The sequence below is a fragment of the Peribacillus sp. NJ11 genome (genome assembly GCF_030348405.1).
Lineage (GTDB): Bacteria > Bacillota > Bacilli > Bacillales > DSM-1321 > Peribacillus.
In genome coordinates, this window is the sequence record NZ_JAUCFO010000001.1 from 5,200,723 (window position 1) to 5,216,824 (window position 16,102).

The window sequence follows — 16,102 nt, forward strand, 5'->3', positions numbered from 1 at the left end:
CTCCTTATTGTAATGCGACTCTATGCGTCGGTGAGATCGGCTTCAAATCGTAAGCACGTCCATTCTCATCGAAATATCTTGAGTAGGTTGACTCATATTCTGAGGTGAGTTTTTTTCTTAGCTGCACTTTATCCTCGCGAACTTCCGGCTCTAAATCCGGAATGGCGGCAATCAGGCGTTTCGTGTATATATGTTGGGGATTTTCATAGATTTCCTCACTTTTACCTTCCTCTACCAATCTACCGCGATACATAACGCCCATCCGGTCACACATATGCCGGATTACACCTAAATCATGCCCGACAAATAAATAAGTCAAATTGAACTCCTGTTGGAGATCCTGAAGGAAATTCAATACCTGAGCCTGAACGGAAACATCCAGGGCTGATACCGGTTCATCGGCAATGATCAGTTTAGGTTTCAATGTCAAGGATCTGGCAATCCCAATCCGTTGGCGCTGCCCACCTGAAAATTCATGTGGATACTTGTGGATCGATTCCGGACTGAGTCCGACTTTGTCCAAGAAGTCCTGAACGATTTTCTTTTCCTCTGCAGGGGATAACCGTTCGAAATTCCTCAGCGGTTCGGCAATGATGTCCAGTACCCTCTTCTTGGGATTCAATGATGAATACGGGTCTTGGAAAATCATTTGGATATCTTTTCTGAATGGTTTAATCTCTTTTCTACTTAAAGATGCTAAATCCCTGCCTTCAAACAGGATTTGTCCGGAAGTCACATCATTCAGCTTGACAACTGCCTTGCCTGTCGTGGACTTGCCGCTTCCGGATTCCCCGACCAAACCATATGTTTCCCCTTGCTGCAACTCAAAGGAAACACCGTCCACGGCCCTTACGTGATCGACCACCCTTCGGAAAAAACCGCCCCTAATTGGAAAATGCACTTTTAAATTATCTACTTTGAGTAATGTCATGGGTCGATGCATCTCCTTCAGCTTGAAAATAAAATTCTTTATAGCAGGTACACCTTACAAAATGTTCGTTGCCCACATCGTGAAGTCGGGGCGACTCTTCATGTGCATGTTTTGGTATCCAAGGAATCCTATCTTGGAAACGACATCCTATCCTATCCATTTTCGCAATCGATGGAACGATTCCCTCAATAACATGCAAACGGTTTTTCTCGTTTGCAGCTGAAGGAATCGAATTTAATAACGACCTCGTATATGGATGCAGCGGATTGTTGAATATCGTTTTGACACTTCCCGTTTCCACCACCTGACCTGCATACATGACAACGATCCTGTCAGCAACCTCTGCTACGACGCTCAGATCATGTGTAATTAAGATGATTCCCATTTTTGTCCTGCTTTGGATATCTTTCAGCAGATCAAGTATTTGCGCTTGAATCGTAACATCCAGTGCCGTGGTGGGTTCATCGGCAATGACCAGTGCAGGGTTACAAGCAATGGCAATCGATATCATCGCCCTTTGCCGCATTCCACCCGAGAGCTCATGCGGATATTGCTTGTACGTCCGTTCAGGATAAGGAATTCCTACTTGTGTCAAAAGTTCGATCGTCCTGTTCTTTTTTTCCTCACTGGAAAGTTCAGTATGGTAATCAAGATTCTCCTCGATCTGTTTTCCTATGGTCATGAGCGGGTTCAACGCCGTTAGAGGTTCCTGGAATATCATACCCAATTCCTTACCACGGACTTTATTCATTTGCATATCATTCAACTTTAGTAGATTTTGGCCTTTATAATTAATGTTTCCTTGGGATTTCGTTCTCTGCTTATTATGTAATTGCATGATAGATAAAGCCAATGCACTCTTTCCACAACCTGATTCTCCAACAACTGCTACAATTTCATTTTCATTCACCGTAAACGAAACATCATCCACCGCTGCATGATATTTGTTACCGATTCGAAATGAGGTAGTTAGGTTCTCTATTTGCAAAATAGCTTTCTTCATCCTTGCCCCCCTAAACTATTTTTTTGGGAAAATAATTAATCTTCTGATAATTATTTAAAATTTTAATCAATTTTTTACAATTATACAATAGTTTTATTGCAAAATAATCACATTTTTTTCATATTTTATAACTTTAGGAATAATTTTCTGCAATAAAAAATCATTTCCTTTACAACTGTTATACAGTAAAGTTTTGAAGTCCTATTAATTGCATAGAACCAATATTTTTTTCTTTATTATTTCAAAATAACTATTCTATAGATCATACCTCTAAATTGAACTTGTCTTTGTACGTACCGCAGAACGATTCTGGTTAGTAATATTTTAATATTTCAGAAAAATTAGTCTATTTTTAAGAATATCATAAAAAATGTAATTATTTCATATATATTTCAATACTTTCAAAAAAACACCTAATTTTTATCAAAGGCAATGAAACCTTTTTAAAACAGATTCGTAGAAAATGGTAGAAAATAAATGATGAGGTGATTGAATGTATTCACAAACTGTACAAACATATATGCCATCCGTCATGCGGACGTTCGCTTTATCTCTTGCTGTTTCCGTTTTAGGGATGGCTCTCGGCACTTTTGTTCCACCATTCTTGTTCATTCCCTTAGCGATACTTGAGTTTGCCATGTTGATTGGAGCTTTCATCATGCGGAAGAAAAAAGCTATCGGTTACACATTCTTGTATAGTTTCACATTTATTTCAGGAATTACGACCTATCCGATCATTGCACACTATCTAGCCGCTGCAGGGGCAAATGTGGTGATCTTAGCCGGTGTGACGACGACAGTTGTATTTGGAGGACTGGCGATTTATGCTTCAACCACCAAAAGGGACCTTTCTTTCTTGGGAGGAATGTTATTTGCTGCCTTGCTTGCTTTAGTGGCCATAAGCATTTTCAACATTTTTTCTCCATTAAGCTCTACAGCCATGCTGGTCTTTTCATTTATTGGGATTTTAGTTTTCAGTGGTTATATTTTATATGATTTCAATCGAATGAAGCATTACGGGGTTACAGCGGAAGAAGTACCGCTAATGGCCTTGAATCTGTATCTAGATTTCATTAACCTTTTCATTAACATCTTACGTTTCTTTGGTATATTGGCAAGCGATGACTAAAAAGCGCGTATGATCAAACCAACAAGGTATCTTAAGAAAAGACGCTTGGATTGATCCGAGCGTCTCAGTTTGTAAACAAAAAGGTTTCGGAATGGTCTCATTCCAAAACCTTTTTGATTTTTTATTGGATTTGAAGCAGTTATAGAGAATAGTGACCTCGCCTAGGTCATTATTCAGGACATTTCTGACCCTCGTTAAGTCCAGTTGGCCATCTTCTTTACATTCATGGCAAAGTAAGCATCGCCTGCATCGACAATTTTTCAAGTCCCCCTTTAAGTAGTCCAACGCATAACGTGCTTTTCTTTTGACTTTACGTTTCGCATAAATATGTTTTCCTTACATTCTTGCAAAATATGGCGTGTGACCACTTTCTAATGGTCTTTAATTTCTGTACACTGTGATAAAAATGAACAATTCGCACAAATGGATTTGGATGATTTGTACTCACAATAGCCCTCTTTATTTGTTGTTGTATACTTTAAAATCTCGTCCGATGAGCAGAGATAACAATAAAAATGTTTATCGCACACATAGTCATGCTTACGGAAGAACCCTTCTCTTGTTCGAGGACGTGTATAGGAGCTGGTGTGATTTCTTTGCCAAAAAGGTAGTTTATAATGGCTGGTGTTTTGTAAGCTGCATCTGCGGCAACAGCTTCTGGTTTTCAAACTCTCTCAATAAGCTCTAAGATATGACTATCATGCATATTTCCGGGTGTTACTATCGTCCCCAACACAAATCCATTGCGGTCTGCTGCCGCATGGAACGAATAGGCAAACTGTTTTGTTCGTTCAACTTTCACATAGTGGCCACTCTCAGGATCAGTTGAACTTTCTTTACTCACCTTGGTTTATTCCTTGATAATTTTAACTGGTGGAAAAGGCTCATAACTGGATTAATACTTGGGCGTCCTACCTCTGAATACATATCATTCACCAAGTCATACATGAAAGGGAAATCAATTGCTGTCTCCATATCCAAATGGTTCGATGGCACCAGTTAATCTAAAGTAATCATTTCAAGTAGATCTCGCTGAATAGATCATGTTCATTAAGTCTCCTTAACACCTCGAGTTTTAATCCTTCTATTTTAAAACAAAAAAGACTGTAGGCAAAAGGAGTTCTATCTTTCTGTTAAAACAAAGTTGATTGGAACGGAATGTACGAGACTCCTGCGGAGAAAGCGAGTGCCTGGAGAGGAAATCACATGTGACAAACTCAATTATTATCGAATTTGTCTACAGTCTGAGACGCTTGGACTTATTCAAGCGCCCAAGTGTCTTTTCACGTATTTGCCATACACCTTTATGTCCTGTAAAAACATAATTTCTGGATGTATTCAAAAATGGATGCTATTTTTCAGAACCCTGCAAATGAATAAAAGACCAAATCACGAATTTGGTCTCAATGCTTCATTAATAAGTAAGAACTGCTTAAGGCATTCGTATCTTATTTATATAATCCTGGATTTGATTGATCAGTCCATGGCAGTTTCACACCGAAGGTACTTGCAATGAATTGTGTATCTTCTCTTCTTTTTTTCCTTATTTGGGCCCGTTGTTTTGCCGATTCATTTAAATTCATTTCCATCTCTGTTTCAGGGACCAAACGCGGAACCGGTATTGGTTTACCTTCTTCATTAATGGCAACAAAGGTCAAAAAGGAAATGACGCATAAATTCCGATCTCCTGTAACTAAATCCTCTGCAATCACCTTTACGATGATTTCCATTGATGTTCTGCCCGTATAGGTCACGAAGCTTTCCAGGCAAACTGCATTTCCTTCGTGAATAGGGTGCAGGAAATCGACAGAATCGGTTGATGCCGTAACGACGTTGCTTCGCGCATGACGCATGGCGGATATAGCCGCTACATCATCAATGTATGCCATTAGTTTGCCTCCGAACATCGTACCAATGTTATTTGTATCCGGCGGGAGGACAAGGCTTGTTTTTATGACCAAAGAGTCCCGGCAATGTTTTATTTCTTCCATGGTGACTGCACTCCTTTATGACTGATTTCTCACTAGTCCACTTTATCGAATTATTACCTGTAAATCAATTCACATGCTTATTTTCCTGCTTTTAGTCAAAATTATTCGGTTAAAATAAAGCGTCCCACTCTCACTGCCCTTTTGGCTGCTTGCCTTGTTGCAGCTCACGCAGGCTCAAACCAAATGTCATTTGTAAATGAGGATAATCCTTAAACCCTGTCCAATCCCCGCCCCAATCAAAACCTAACCCTTTAGCGATGGTTACGACTTCCATCCAATCCGACTTTCCATTATCGTTGCCGTCATAACCCATATCCCAAATGGCCTCACCTTGTTTGTTTAGGAGGGCAAAATCTATCGCCAAACCGAAATTATGAAGAGACTCCCCACCTTTTGCATTCGTTACGATGTTCCCCGTGCTTAAACGGCCTTTTTCATAGAGTTCATTTTGCTCGGCTAAAGAACGGAACCCTGCCGTAATGATTACTGGGATGCCTTTGTCATTGGCCAATTGAATGAGCTCGTCTTTTTTGTCGGCGACGATCGGATTCAGCTCGTCTGTCAGTTTGATTTCATCTAAATCAGGCGGAAGCATATACTTGAACAAGAGCCCCAACAACAATCCGAAAAAGCCCAATATCAGACATGTCCTTACCCAAGTGGCTTTCACTGAAAAACCCTTCCTTTACTATAACTGTCTTAAAGTCAAAAACTCAACCAAAGACGGATGAGTTTTTTTCTTCTATTATAACTTTGATTTCAATTCTTCTATTTGCATTAAATGCCGTTTTTCATGTAGTCCCACGAACGAGATCCATTGCTTCAAGCTTAATTCTTTAAACAATGGGTGGGGAAAAGACTTTTGTTTGAGATCATTTTCTTTTGCTTGGTCAACGACTCTTATAAAAGCTTTGCGAGTTTCGGACAACTTATCCTTAACCTCATTCAAAGTTTGGAATGATTCTGACGGAATGACAAATGGCGGGGCCTGAACCTTCACTTCACGATTTAATGTAAGCTCGATCGGTTTATCAACAGCCGGAGTGCTATCGTCGCTTTTCAATTTATCGGCAATGCTCTTTGTTATGGCCCGTTCCATTAAATATAAATGATCCAACACCTGAATGATGCTCCATCGTCCTGCTTCAGGATGCGCGTTCAGCTGTTCATCCGATAGTCCGTTGACCGTATTTAAGAGTTCTTCCCTGATTTTTTCATTATCATTCACCTTTAGCATCTCCTCTTATAAGCCTGGCTAATCTCCTATAATTATTCCATGACCTATATGAATGTGTAAAATAATAATACTTTTTGACAGAAACGAACCGATTAATAGTTGTCTATTTTTTGAACAGCTCTATGATAGTCATAAAGGTAAAATTCGCCTAATATAAAGGACTATCAAAATTCATCAAGGGTATTCTAAATAGGAGTGATCGCCATCATTGGAGGATACTCCATTCAGCCACAAAAGCAGATACAAGCATCCCAGATCTTTGCAGTTCTCTTCCCAACTAAAGGCCATATCAAATTCCTAGCGACTTATGCAGGTAAAAATGCACAGAAAGCATTCTGTGCATTTTTGCTTTCATTTGAAATCATAACTTTCCAGAACCCGATTCGTAATGAGTTGATACCCTTTTTCATTCGGATGTATCTTATCACTGAAATACTCTGTTTTCTTTTTATTTTCAAAAAGATCATTTGTAGGAATGAATACCATCCGATCATCCTTTTCCGCTATTCCCTTTATTGCTTGGTTATAATCTAGAATGTGTTTTTCAAGTTTTTCATTGTCTTTAATTGGGTTATATAGCCCTACTACCAGTATATCCGCTTTATCGTTTGCCTTTATTAGGGTTGATATAATCTTATCCAGATGGTTGATATACTCCCGTTTACCATCATCGATTTTTCGGTCACTTATTTTCTCCAAGTTCCCGCCGTTACTATTGATCAAGTCATTCGTTCCAATATAAACGATGAAAGTATCGGCTTTATCAAGTTTCGTTTTAATGCGGTAATCATCAAGCTGCTTCATTACCCCATCCGTTTCCTGACCTTTTATACCGTAATTCCAAAAACTCACTTTTTGTTCCGATTCCGGATTATTCAATTCATCATCCAGACCGTCTACATATCCTTCCCCGTCCTTATCCCCTTTTCCATAGGTTAACGAATCTCCAAAAGCCATCACCCTTTGTACATCTTTCGCTTCCGAGGCTTGAAATTTATATGCAGCGAAACATATTATTAGTACAATAATTAATAAACCTGCTATTTTTTTCATTTGCTTCTCCTTTTGTCTATTTACTATGAAGTATTTAATCTTTTAAATACCCAAAAATCTGTAGTCCTAACATATAAAATGAATTGTCAGATAAAGAGCAAAGGGTGTATGATAGTATAAAACTTTCAATGGATTGGGTTTCATTCACCGTCCCTTAATAAAAAACCGGCGATACCCTTTATTCTGGAGATAGAATATAGATAGGAGTTTAAATCATGGAAGAGCACATAGAGTTTAGAAAGGCAGAACTATCGGACTTACCCAGGATCGTTGAAATATATAATTCGACAATTGCTTCAAGAATGGTCACGGCGGATACGGAACCTGTATCCGTACAATCGAGGGTTAAATGGTTTGAGGAACATGATTCAGAAAGTCGACCGCTATTTATCATTACTATAGAAGGGGAAACTGCTGGATGGATGAGCTTTCAATCGTTCTATGGGCGGCCGGCCTATAATTCCACGGCTGAAATCAGCATTTATATTGATGATTATTTCCGGGGAAAAGGAATCGGACAAATTTCGATTCAAAAGGCAATTGATGTGAGCCCAAAATTAGGGGTGAAGACTCTATTAGGTTTCATTTTTGCCCACAATGCACCAAGCCTGAAGCTTTTTTCCAAATTCGGGTTTGAAAAATGGGCACATTTACCTCAAGTTGCCGAGCTGGATGGCATTGAACGGGATTTGATCATTCTTGGTAAACGTGTCGATATTTAAATATATTTATTTAAAAGCTATTGCCTTGTGTAGTAGCTTTTTTCTCTGATTAAACGAGGACGAAATAGTGAATTTAGAAATACCTATATACTCTCTGGAGGGAAAAATATTCAGATTCTCTTTTATTTGTCAACGCATTTAACAGCGCATCCAATTCTTGACTTGCTTGAACAGTTAGAAGACTTGTAAAACCATAAACTGCTGCCAATTTGATCATTTCCTCTCTCTTTTCTTCTACTTTTTCTATAGTTACCTTCCGGCAAATCATATAAACACCTCCTAATTTTTCAATATTTTTACACTTTCATCATAATGAAACTCGTAGTTAAAATCAACTATTTTCCGGAAATTAAATGTGTTATTTCATAGGTTAAATGTGACAAAAAGCCTATTTCAGTCTCTAATTATGTATATTTTGTGACATCCTATATATAAACCTAAATAAAAAAAGCATCCACAAGTGTGATACATTGCGAATGCTTACATCATATCCCTATCCCACGAACCCAAAATATAGTCTATCGCTTACTATGTCATCCATTCCGAAGGAGACTCGTTATTAGGTCTATTTATAACAATCTTATATTCATCTTCAAGTACTTTTAACGGGGCATCGTAAAGGTGCCTTTCATCAGAGGTTTTGTATACTCCATTGGCCAATAACTCTTCAATAAGCTTTGCCTTCCTCTGTTCAATCCTCTTAAATAATTCCGCCATGTAAATGGCTCCTTTCCTAGTCATCATAAAGCCTGCTTCTAGTTGAGCTAAACTGTATTAACTGGTTTGATTTTCACCAAATTATATATACCTTTATTATTATGTCACTAAACGTTATTCCGCAAAAATAAAAGCCTCTTCTAATTCAAGAAGAGGCTGACAGTGTCCGTACGGCTCTTCTTATCTTCCAAGCATATGCTTGTTGGATTTAGCACAGTTCCCAAAATGGGTCTGCTGCCGAGGTTTCTTTGGGCCAAGTCCCTCCACCTCTCTGGATAAGAATTCAATATATAATTGATGTAGACATGATTTTATCCCAATAATCATCAAAAGTCAATTACCTGGATCTCCCTTTTTTCCTGAGCCATAAAGGATTCCCTCTTTCAAATACGGGTTGCATTTTCTTGTCTTTCTGATATGATGTCAGTAATTACATACAATTCACACCACTAGGGGAGTCTTTTTTAAGACTGAGATGGAATTAGTTCCGGACCCTTTGAACCTGAACCGGCTCATACCGGCGGAGGGAAGTGGATGATATCGTCCATTTACAGACTTTATCCATCTACCCCGTTCCGTATTCAGGAGCGGGGTTTTTTATTGGGTGTAAACAGGGGGATCCATTCTAAAGGAGGATGAACAATGGAGAATACTAAATTAGAAACATTCAGTGATAGACTTCATGGACGGGCAAAAGAGATTTGGAAAAGGAACCATTCACATCCCTTTGTCCAGGCAATTGGAAACGGCACACTTCCTGAAAAGAAATTTGCCTATTACCTGAAGCAGGACTATATCTATCTCATGGATTATTCCAAGCTCTTTGCTTTAGGTGTCATCAAAGCTCATAATATCGAAACCATGGCAAAGTTTGCGAGTATTTTAAATGAAACCCTTCAAGTTGAAATGGATATCCATCGGCATTATGCTTCAGAATTCGGAATCAGCTCCAAGGAATTGGAAGATACAGAACCCACACCAACCACTCTAGCCTATACGGGTTACATGCTAAATGCAGCTCAGCATGGGACTTTGGCAGACCTGATAGCCTGTCTCCTGCCATGTGCTTGGGATTATTATGAGATCGGTTTGCTATTGAAAGAACAAAATGGTGAAGCATTGGAAAACAATCGCTACTCTGATTGGATAAGGTCATATTCATCTCCTGAATTCGGTGAAGCACACAAGTGGCTGATTGCTTTGTTGGAAGAATTAACTGAAGGCATGCCCGAAAAGGAACTTCTTAGATTAGAAAAGCACTTTTTGGTGACTTCCCGATATGAATATTTATTCTGGGATATGGTTCAAAATGAGCAGGATTGGCCACTGTAGGTCGTTGATATGATGAATCCAATCAAGAAATTGACATTGACCGCCATGATTACGGCTATAACGACTTTAACCAGTTCATTTATTTTCATCCCTGCCGGATTTGCAAAAGTCTTTCCTATTCAACATCTGGCAAATGTCCTGACAGCCGTATTATTGGGACCTGCTTATGCGGTAACACAAGCTTTTTTAGTTTCCATCATTAGAAACATGTCTGGTACCGGTTCAATTTTCGCCTTTCCTGGCAGCATGATCGGTGCACTTTTGGCTGCCGTCGTATATCGAAAAACACAAAGCTTAAAATTCGCTTGTTTAGGGGAAGTGATCGGGACCGGCATTTTCGGTTCCCTAGCCTGTTATCCACTTGCAATCCTCCTATTGGGAGAAAAAGCTGCTCTTTTTGGTTTTTTACCAGCTTTTATGCTTAGTTCATTCGCAGGTGCGATTTTAGCTTTCATATTACTTAAAATACTTCTAAAAAATAATTATATGAAGGGGTTTTTTTATGAAAACAGCATTAACCATCGCAGGCTCTGATTCAGGGGGCGGTGCTGGAATACAAGCTGATTTAAAAACATTTTCTGCACATGGGGTCTTTGGAATGTCAGCAATCACAGCCGTAACCGCACAAAATACAATGGAAGTGCGTTCAATTCAGGCCATCGATACAGCTATCATTTCGGATCAAATTGCAGCCATTTTTGAAGATATTCGTGTCAATGCAGTAAAAATAGGTATGCTTGGATCAAAAGAAATAGTGGAAACAGTCGCTGCGTCCCTTAAAACATTCTTACCTGACATCGTTATCCTTGATCCTGTCATGATTTCCAAAAGCGGCCACCATTTGCTCGACGAAAAAGCCGTCTCTGCCTTAAAAACGGAATTGCTTCCGCTTGCAACACTTGCAACCCCAAATGTACCAGAAGCGGAAGTTCTTACTGGCTTGTCGATTCGAACGAAACAAGATTTTTACAGGGCATGCATATCCATACAAGAACTGGGCCCTAAAGCCGTTTTACTTAAAGGGGGCCATGCAGCGGGAAATCCAAATGATCTCTTTTATGATGGGACTGACTTCCACTGGATAAAGGGAGAACGCATTCATACAAAAAACACACATGGTACAGGCTGTACCCTGTCATCCGCCATTACATCCAACCTGGCAAATGGACTGACATTGCTGGAGTCGATCGAACAGGCCAAGATCTATATTTCTGAAGCCATTCGTAATAGCTTTTCAATCGGTAAGGGTCATGGACCTGTCCACCATTTTCATTCATTTTCAAAAAAAGAACGGAGTGAATTAATATGAATGTTCCTGCAGCCGATTTATTCGTGAAGGTAAGAGAAGGAAAACCACTCGTTCACCAAATCACCAACTTTGTTACGGTCAACGACTGTGCAAATGCCACCCTTGCCATCGGTGGTTCGCCTGTTATGACATCGAGCCCAAGAGAAGTGGCGGATATGGTCAAATTAGCAGATGCATTGGTCCTTAATTTCGGTACGATTGATGATAAAGCCTTGGAAGCAATGGAGATTGCCGGTAAGACGGCAAATGCCCTGGATATCCCGGTCATTTTGGACCCGGTGGGAGTGGGTGCCACCGCCTATCGGACAGAGCAAGTCACAGAACTCCTACGTAAGGTTAATTTCCAAATCATTCGCGGAAATGCGAGTGAGATCCATCGATTGATGGGTGGGGATATCGTTACACGGGGGGTGGATTCGGGGGAACTTGCGATTAGCAATGCGGAGCTGGCTGCACAAGCGGCAAATAAATTGAATAGTGTCGTCGTGGTCAGCGGAGCGAAGGATGCTGTTAGTGATGGAAAACATACGTCCATAATCGACAACGGGAACCTCCTTTTAACAAATGTTACAGGTACCGGATGCATGGCCACTGCTCTTATCGGAACCTTTTCCGGAGTCACGGACGATTTCTATGCTGCTGCAGTTGCCGGTATCTCTACCATGAGCATTTCAGGGGAACTGGCTGCTGGAAAACTTCAAGAAGATGAAGGAACAGGCACGTTTCGTGTGAGATTAATCGATGCAATATCAAGAATGAATAAGGAAACCTGGATGCATGAGGTGAAAATAAATGAAGAAATCCAAAATTGATTTAAGCTTATATTTAGTTACGAAAGAGTCCATAGCAATAGAAGATTTGACCAAAATCATTACAGAATCGGTTTCAGGAGGAGTCTCGATCGTACAACTTAGAGAAAAAAACAATTCCTCCCTTTCCTTTTATAAAAAAGCTTCTGCATTAAAACAGTTATTGAACGAGCTGTCCATTCCCCTTATCATTAATGACCGGGTAGATATAGCACTTGCTGTTGCAGCTGACGGAATTCATATTGGGCAAGATGACCTTCCACTGCCTGTCATCAAACAAATGGTTCCTGACGATATGATTATCGGGGTATCAGTCTCCACTCTTGAAGAAGCAATTGAAGCCGAACGAAATGGAGCAGATTATATCGGAGTCGGTTCCGTTTTCCCTACGAAGACCAAACAAGATGCAACGCTAATGGCAATTGAAGATCTGGAGGAAATTTGCCGCAGCGTATCGATTCCCGCCGTTGCCATCGGGGGTATAACTGCCGATAACATTTCCTCGCTTTCTGATAGCGGGCTATCCGGAACGGCAGTCGTTTCAGCCATCATTAATGCTGATAGTCCGAAGACTGCCTCCGAATTCCTTTTAAAAATAATAAAAGACTTTAAATAACGAAATGAGGGGACTGAATTCAGTCCCCTCCCTTTTGTTTATGTCAAAACGGTATTCTTAGTTTCCTTCCCAAAAGCTACGGCAACGGCCCCCACTAGAATAGCAATCGTAAATATGGTGAAAATCGTTGAAATCGGAGTATCGGCAGCAACTAAATACCCTACAAGCAATGGACCCAGGACACCGCCAATCCTGCCGATGCCAGCAGCTAAACCAGCACCTGTGCCACGAACTGCAGTTGGATACTGCTCAGGTGTATACGCATAAAGCGCACCCCATGCCCCTAGGTTGAAGAAAGATAGGAACATTCCAGAAACTATCAGTGGTGCCAACCCCTCTGCCGATCCAAAGAAAAAGGCACTGATGGCCGTTCCGATTAAGTATGTGATCAAAACGAATTTACGCCCCATCTTCTCTATCAGCCATGCAGCTGAAAAATAGCCTGGAAGCTGTGCAAGCGTCATGATCAAAACATATTCAAAGCTTTGAATCATACTGAATCCTTTTAGGACCATCACACTTGGCAGCCATAAAAACATCCCATAATAAGAAAAGACCACGGAAAACCACAGAATCCACAGTACAAGGGTCTGGCGGGAGTATTCCTTTTTCCAGACACTTTTCATATTGCTTAATACAGATGGTCTCTGCTTTTTTTCAAGTTCCGTATACTTCGGTGAATCCGGCAGTTTCAAGCGCAGATACAGTGCATATAAAGCGGGAACGGCGCTCAATAACAATGCAACCCGCCAACCATAAGCAGGAATGATGAAATAGGAAATGAGTGCTGCCAATATCCAGCCAACCGCCCAAAAACTTTCAAGAAGAACGACGACCCTTCCCCTTTTACTAGCTTCAACACTTTCAGAGACCAATGTCGAGGCAACCGGAAGTTCTCCTCCGAGTCCCATTCCAATCAAAAATCGCAATATCAAGAACAAGCTGAGTGTACTGACTGCTGCAGACACGCCACTTGCAATTGAAAACAATAATAAAGTAATGATAAAGACATTCTTCCGTCCGACCTTGTCAGCCATTGCACCAAAGAAAACGGCTCCAACAGCCATACCTATAGAGTTAATGCTCCCAATCCAGCCAACCTGTTCACTGGTTAAGTTCCATTCTTGTTTCAAAGCAACAATAATGAAAGAAAGCATACCGACATCAAGTGCATCGAACATCCATCCAAGACCCGCAACACCAAGTAATTTACGCTGCGATATCGTTTTCGCATTATTTCCCATATATTCCTCCTGATGAACTTTAGACCTTCTAGTTATTTTATCCTTATCCATTTTAACTATTAACTTTCATTTTTGCTATAGTAATTACACATGTCATGACAAAAAAATACTTCATTTTTAAAATGATAAAGAAATCTTGGATATTCTGTCGAATGTTATAGATTGAATATTCCCTTTTTTTCATTTATCATAAAAATTGGCATAAATCATAGCGTTATCAATAAGTCATCATGTTTTGCCCAAGTTAATCATTTTATTCAGGAGGGTAATTATGACAAATCTAACGTTAGAAGTAAGTGGAAAGCTGCAAAAATTTTTAACAGGACCAAAAAAGCTCTATATTAATGGTCAGTTTGTGGAAAGTGCTTCAAAAAAAACCTTCTCCACTCCTAATCCTGCTACAGGACAAAAACTTGCCGATGTTTATGAAGCTGATAAAGAAGATATCGACTTAGCCGTCAAAGCTGCACGCAAAGCATTCGATGAAGGTCCTTGGTCAAGGATGAGCGCGGCTGCACGCAGTAGGCTTATGTATAAACTTGCCGATTTAATGGAAGAAAATAAAACTGAACTTGCTCAATTGGAAACGTTGGATAATGGGAAACCAATCAGTGAAACTACCAATGCCGACATACCTTTAGCTATAGAACATATGAGATATTTTGCTGGCTGGTCCACCAAGATTGTTGGACAGACCATTCCGGTAAGCGGAAATTACTTTAACTACACAAAACACGAGGCTGTTGGTGTTGTCGGCCAAATCATCCCATGGAACTTTCCGCTTCTTATGGCGATGTGGAAACTGGGAGCGGCACTTGCTACAGGTTGTACGGTCATATTAAAGCCTGCTGAGCAAACACCGCTTTCCGCGCTTTACCTGGCTGAATTATTGGCTGAAGCCGGTTTCCCTGATGGAGTCGTCAATATCGTTCCCGGTTTTGGTGAAACCGCTGGACAAGCACTTGTCGACCATCCGCAAGTAAATAAAATTGCATTTACAGGTTCGACCGAAGTTGGAAAATTGATCATGCGCTCCGCTTCATATTCATTGAAACGGGTCACATTGGAACTTGGAGGGAAATCGCCAAACATCATCCTACCTGATGCGGATTTCTCAAAAGCCATCCCTGGAGCTTTGAATGGGGTCATGTTTAACCAAGGGCAGGTATGCTGTGCCGGTTCAAGGGTTTATATTCAAAAGAAACATTATGATAATGTTGTTGCAGATATGGCCAGCCATGCAAAAAACATCAAACAAGGGGCAGGATTGGATCCAAGTACACAAATTGGACCGCTTGTTTCCCAGGAGCAGCAAAATCGGGTAATGGGCTATATTGAAAAAGGGAAAAACGAGGGTGCGGAAGTTCTTGTCGGCGGAAATAAACCGGGTGAACAAGGCTACTTTGTTTCTCCTACTATATTCGCTGGTGTCGAAGAGGATATGACAATTGCTAAAGAAGAGATTTTCGGGCCGGTTATTGCGGCAATGCCTTTCGAGGATTTAGATGATGTCATCAACCGTGCAAATGCCAGTGAATATGGATTGGCAGCCGGCTTATGGACAAGCGATATAGCCAATGCCCATTATGTTGCAGGAAAACTCCGTGCCGGTACAGTGTGGGTGAACTGTTATAACGCGTTCGACGCAGCTTCCCCATTCGGCGGCTACAAACAATCCGGAATCGGACGTGAAATGGGATCTTATGCACTTGACAACTATTCAGAAGTGAAAAGCGTCTGGATCAATTTGGGTAAGTGATTTTTGACTATTAAGAAAGAGGGTCTCAAAGAGGCCCTCTTTCTTTCAGTCCATTGATTCACTGAACCAAATTATTAAATTATTCAACTATTCAAACCTTTTAATAGTCTTCCCTTCTTTAGTTTTGGTAAAATGCAAGATAGACAAAATAGCTGCTGGAGCTTGAGCTGACTTATGTGTGCACACGAGTGTGATTGTCGGTGTTGATGCTAAAGTATATGAATCAAAACCGATGTAGATTGAATTCAGT

17 protein-coding genes, 1 pseudogene and 2 riboswitches are annotated in these 16,102 nt (G+C 40.4%); of the genes and pseudogenes, 8 read left to right on the top strand and 10 right to left on the bottom strand.

The genetic code is table 11. The features are described from left to right. Nucleotides 1-4: 4 nt before the first annotated feature. Both QUF86_RS25410 and QUF86_RS25415 read right to left on the bottom strand, forming a co-directional pair. Nucleotides 5-931 carry an ABC transporter ATP-binding protein gene (locus QUF86_RS25410; RefSeq protein ID WP_289324208.1) on the bottom strand — a complete coding sequence of 309 codons (927 nt, stop codon included), beginning with the start codon at nt 929-931 and terminating at the stop codon, nt 5-7. Then, a complete protein-coding gene (locus tag QUF86_RS25415; protein WP_289317367.1) occupies nt 909-1,934 on the bottom strand; it encodes an ABC transporter ATP-binding protein in 1,026 nt (341 codons plus the stop codon). The genes QUF86_RS25410 and QUF86_RS25415 overlap by 23 nt, the downstream gene beginning before the upstream one ends. Nucleotides 1,935-2,427: 493 nt before the next feature. Between QUF86_RS25415 and QUF86_RS25420 the strand changes: the two genes are divergently transcribed. After that, entirely contained in the window at nt 2,428-3,063 is a 636-nt protein-coding gene (locus tag QUF86_RS25420) for a Bax inhibitor-1/YccA family protein (RefSeq protein ID WP_289317368.1), read from the top strand. A 194-nt stretch (nt 3,064-3,257) separates the two neighbouring features. On the opposite strand, the pseudogene QUF86_RS25425 reads toward QUF86_RS25420, so the two are convergent. From QUF86_RS25425 to QUF86_RS25445, 5 genes and pseudogenes are all read right to left on the bottom strand, one after another. Beyond that, nucleotides 3,258-3,949: pseudogene (locus tag QUF86_RS25425) on the bottom strand (transposase); the annotation flags it as partial. A 562-nt stretch (nt 3,950-4,511) separates the two neighbouring features. Further along, nucleotides 4,512-5,054 (bottom strand): acyl-CoA thioesterase, encoded by a 543-nt coding sequence (locus QUF86_RS25430; protein WP_289317369.1) that lies wholly within the window; start codon nt 5,052-5,054, stop codon nt 4,512-4,514. 130 nt (nt 5,055-5,184) lie between these two features. After that, nucleotides 5,185-5,724 carry a M15 family metallopeptidase gene (locus tag QUF86_RS25435; protein WP_370014291.1) on the bottom strand — a complete coding sequence of 180 codons (540 nt, stop codon included), beginning with the start codon at nt 5,722-5,724 and terminating at the stop codon, nt 5,185-5,187. A gap of 75 nt (nt 5,725-5,799) precedes the next feature. After that, complete coding sequence (locus tag QUF86_RS25440; protein ID WP_289336045.1) at nt 5,800-6,291, bottom strand: DinB family protein; 492 nt, start codon at nt 6,289-6,291, stop codon at nt 5,800-5,802. A gap of 351 nt (nt 6,292-6,642) precedes the next feature. Continuing rightward, nucleotides 6,643-7,344 carry a DUF459 domain-containing protein gene (locus tag QUF86_RS25445; protein WP_289336046.1) on the bottom strand — a complete coding sequence of 234 codons (702 nt, stop codon included), beginning with the start codon at nt 7,342-7,344 and terminating at the stop codon, nt 6,643-6,645. 215 nt (nt 7,345-7,559) lie between these two features. On the opposite strand from QUF86_RS25445, the gene QUF86_RS25450 reads away from it, so the two are divergent. Continuing rightward, nucleotides 7,560-8,066, top strand: coding sequence for a GNAT family N-acetyltransferase (locus tag QUF86_RS25450; RefSeq protein WP_289336047.1), 507 nt, complete (start codon nt 7,560-7,562; stop codon nt 8,064-8,066). 73 nt (nt 8,067-8,139) lie between these two features. Here the strand turns inward: QUF86_RS25450 and QUF86_RS25455 are convergent, their stop codons facing one another. Both QUF86_RS25455 and QUF86_RS25460 read right to left on the bottom strand, forming a co-directional pair. Continuing rightward, complete coding sequence (locus QUF86_RS25455; RefSeq protein WP_289317373.1) at nt 8,140-8,334, bottom strand: aspartyl-phosphate phosphatase Spo0E family protein; 195 nt, start codon at nt 8,332-8,334, stop codon at nt 8,140-8,142. A 260-nt stretch (nt 8,335-8,594) separates the two neighbouring features. After that, complete coding sequence (locus QUF86_RS25460) at nt 8,595-8,807, bottom strand: Fur-regulated basic protein FbpA (RefSeq protein ID WP_081112828.1); 213 nt, start codon at nt 8,805-8,807, stop codon at nt 8,595-8,597. 153 nt (nt 8,808-8,960) lie between these two features. Further along, nucleotides 8,961-9,065: riboswitch (SAM riboswitch) on the bottom strand. Between the two features lie 159 nt (nt 9,066-9,224). Then, nucleotides 9,225-9,329, top strand: a riboswitch (TPP riboswitch). A 96-nt stretch (nt 9,330-9,425) separates the two neighbouring features. On the opposite strand from QUF86_RS25460, the gene tenA reads away from it, so the two are divergent. The 5 genes from tenA to thiE are packed head-to-tail and all read left to right on the top strand — an operon-like array spanning nt 9,426 to nt 12,849. After that, complete coding sequence (tenA, locus tag QUF86_RS25465) at nt 9,426-10,115, top strand: thiaminase II (RefSeq protein ID WP_289317374.1); 690 nt, start codon at nt 9,426-9,428, stop codon at nt 10,113-10,115. A 12-nt stretch (nt 10,116-10,127) separates the two neighbouring features. Continuing rightward, complete coding sequence (gene thiW / locus QUF86_RS25470) at nt 10,128-10,649, top strand: energy coupling factor transporter S component ThiW (RefSeq protein ID WP_289317375.1); 522 nt, start codon at nt 10,128-10,130, stop codon at nt 10,647-10,649. Further along, nucleotides 10,618-11,424, top strand: a complete 807-nt coding sequence (thiD, locus tag QUF86_RS25475) for a bifunctional hydroxymethylpyrimidine kinase/phosphomethylpyrimidine kinase (RefSeq protein WP_289317376.1) — start codon at nt 10,618-10,620, stop codon at nt 11,422-11,424. The genes thiW and thiD overlap by 32 nt, the downstream gene beginning before the upstream one ends. Further along, nucleotides 11,421-12,236: a hydroxyethylthiazole kinase gene (gene thiM, locus QUF86_RS25480; protein WP_289336048.1), complete on the top strand. Its 816-nt coding sequence runs from the start codon at nt 11,421-11,423 to the stop codon at nt 12,234-12,236. The genes thiD and thiM overlap by 4 nt, the downstream gene beginning before the upstream one ends. Beyond that, a complete protein-coding gene (gene thiE, locus QUF86_RS25485) occupies nt 12,217-12,849 on the top strand; it encodes a thiamine phosphate synthase (RefSeq protein ID WP_289336049.1) in 633 nt (210 codons plus the stop codon). Before thiM ends, thiE begins: the two co-directional genes overlap by 20 nt. A gap of 38 nt (nt 12,850-12,887) precedes the next feature. Here thiE and QUF86_RS25490 read toward each other — a convergent pair whose 3' ends face one another. Beyond that, nucleotides 12,888-14,093 carry an MFS transporter gene (locus QUF86_RS25490; RefSeq protein ID WP_289317379.1) on the bottom strand — a complete coding sequence of 402 codons (1,206 nt, stop codon included), beginning with the start codon at nt 14,091-14,093 and terminating at the stop codon, nt 12,888-12,890. A 271-nt stretch (nt 14,094-14,364) separates the two neighbouring features. Between QUF86_RS25490 and QUF86_RS25495 the strand changes: the two genes are divergently transcribed. Beyond that, nucleotides 14,365-15,852 (top strand): aldehyde dehydrogenase family protein, encoded by a 1,488-nt coding sequence (locus QUF86_RS25495; protein WP_289317380.1) that lies wholly within the window; start codon nt 14,365-14,367, stop codon nt 15,850-15,852. The last annotated feature ends 250 nt before the right edge of the window (nt 15,853-16,102 follow it).

Excerpts from the sequence above, each read along its gene's own strand:
- QUF86_RS25410 (WP_289324208.1), bottom strand. The coding sequence starts at position 931 with ATGACATTACTCAAAGTAGATAATTTAAAAGTGCATTTTCCAATTAGG.
- QUF86_RS25415 (WP_289317367.1), bottom strand. The coding sequence starts at position 1,934 with ATGAAGAAAGCTATTTTGCAAATAGAGAACCTAACTACCTCATTTCGA.
- QUF86_RS25420 (WP_289317368.1), top strand. The coding sequence starts at position 2,428 with ATGTATTCACAAACTGTACAAACATATATGCCATCCGTCATGCGGACG.
- QUF86_RS25430 (WP_289317369.1), bottom strand. The coding sequence starts at position 5,054 with ATGGAAGAAATAAAACATTGCCGGGACTCTTTGGTCATAAAAACAAGC.
- QUF86_RS25440 (WP_289336045.1), bottom strand. The coding sequence starts at position 6,291 with ATGCTAAAGGTGAATGATAATGAAAAAATCAGGGAAGAACTCTTAAAT.
- QUF86_RS25445 (WP_289336046.1), bottom strand. The coding sequence starts at position 7,344 with ATGAAAAAAATAGCAGGTTTATTAATTATTGTACTAATAATATGTTTC.
- QUF86_RS25450 (WP_289336047.1), top strand. The coding sequence starts at position 7,560 with ATGGAAGAGCACATAGAGTTTAGAAAGGCAGAACTATCGGACTTACCC.
- QUF86_RS25455 (WP_289317373.1), bottom strand. The coding sequence starts at position 8,334 with ATGATTTGCCGGAAGGTAACTATAGAAAAAGTAGAAGAAAAGAGAGAG.
- QUF86_RS25460 (WP_081112828.1), bottom strand. The coding sequence starts at position 8,807 with ATGACTAGGAAAGGAGCCATTTACATGGCGGAATTATTTAAGAGGATT.
- tenA (WP_289317374.1), top strand. The coding sequence starts at position 9,426 with ATGGAGAATACTAAATTAGAAACATTCAGTGATAGACTTCATGGACGG.
- thiW (WP_289317375.1), top strand. The coding sequence starts at position 10,128 with ATGAATCCAATCAAGAAATTGACATTGACCGCCATGATTACGGCTATA.
- thiD (WP_289317376.1), top strand. The coding sequence starts at position 10,618 with ATGAAAACAGCATTAACCATCGCAGGCTCTGATTCAGGGGGCGGTGCT.
- thiM (WP_289336048.1), top strand. The coding sequence starts at position 11,421 with ATGAATGTTCCTGCAGCCGATTTATTCGTGAAGGTAAGAGAAGGAAAA.
- thiE (WP_289336049.1), top strand. The coding sequence starts at position 12,217 with ATGAAGAAATCCAAAATTGATTTAAGCTTATATTTAGTTACGAAAGAG.
- QUF86_RS25490 (WP_289317379.1), bottom strand. The coding sequence starts at position 14,093 with ATGGGAAATAATGCGAAAACGATATCGCAGCGTAAATTACTTGGTGTT.
- QUF86_RS25495 (WP_289317380.1), top strand. The coding sequence starts at position 14,365 with ATGACAAATCTAACGTTAGAAGTAAGTGGAAAGCTGCAAAAATTTTTA.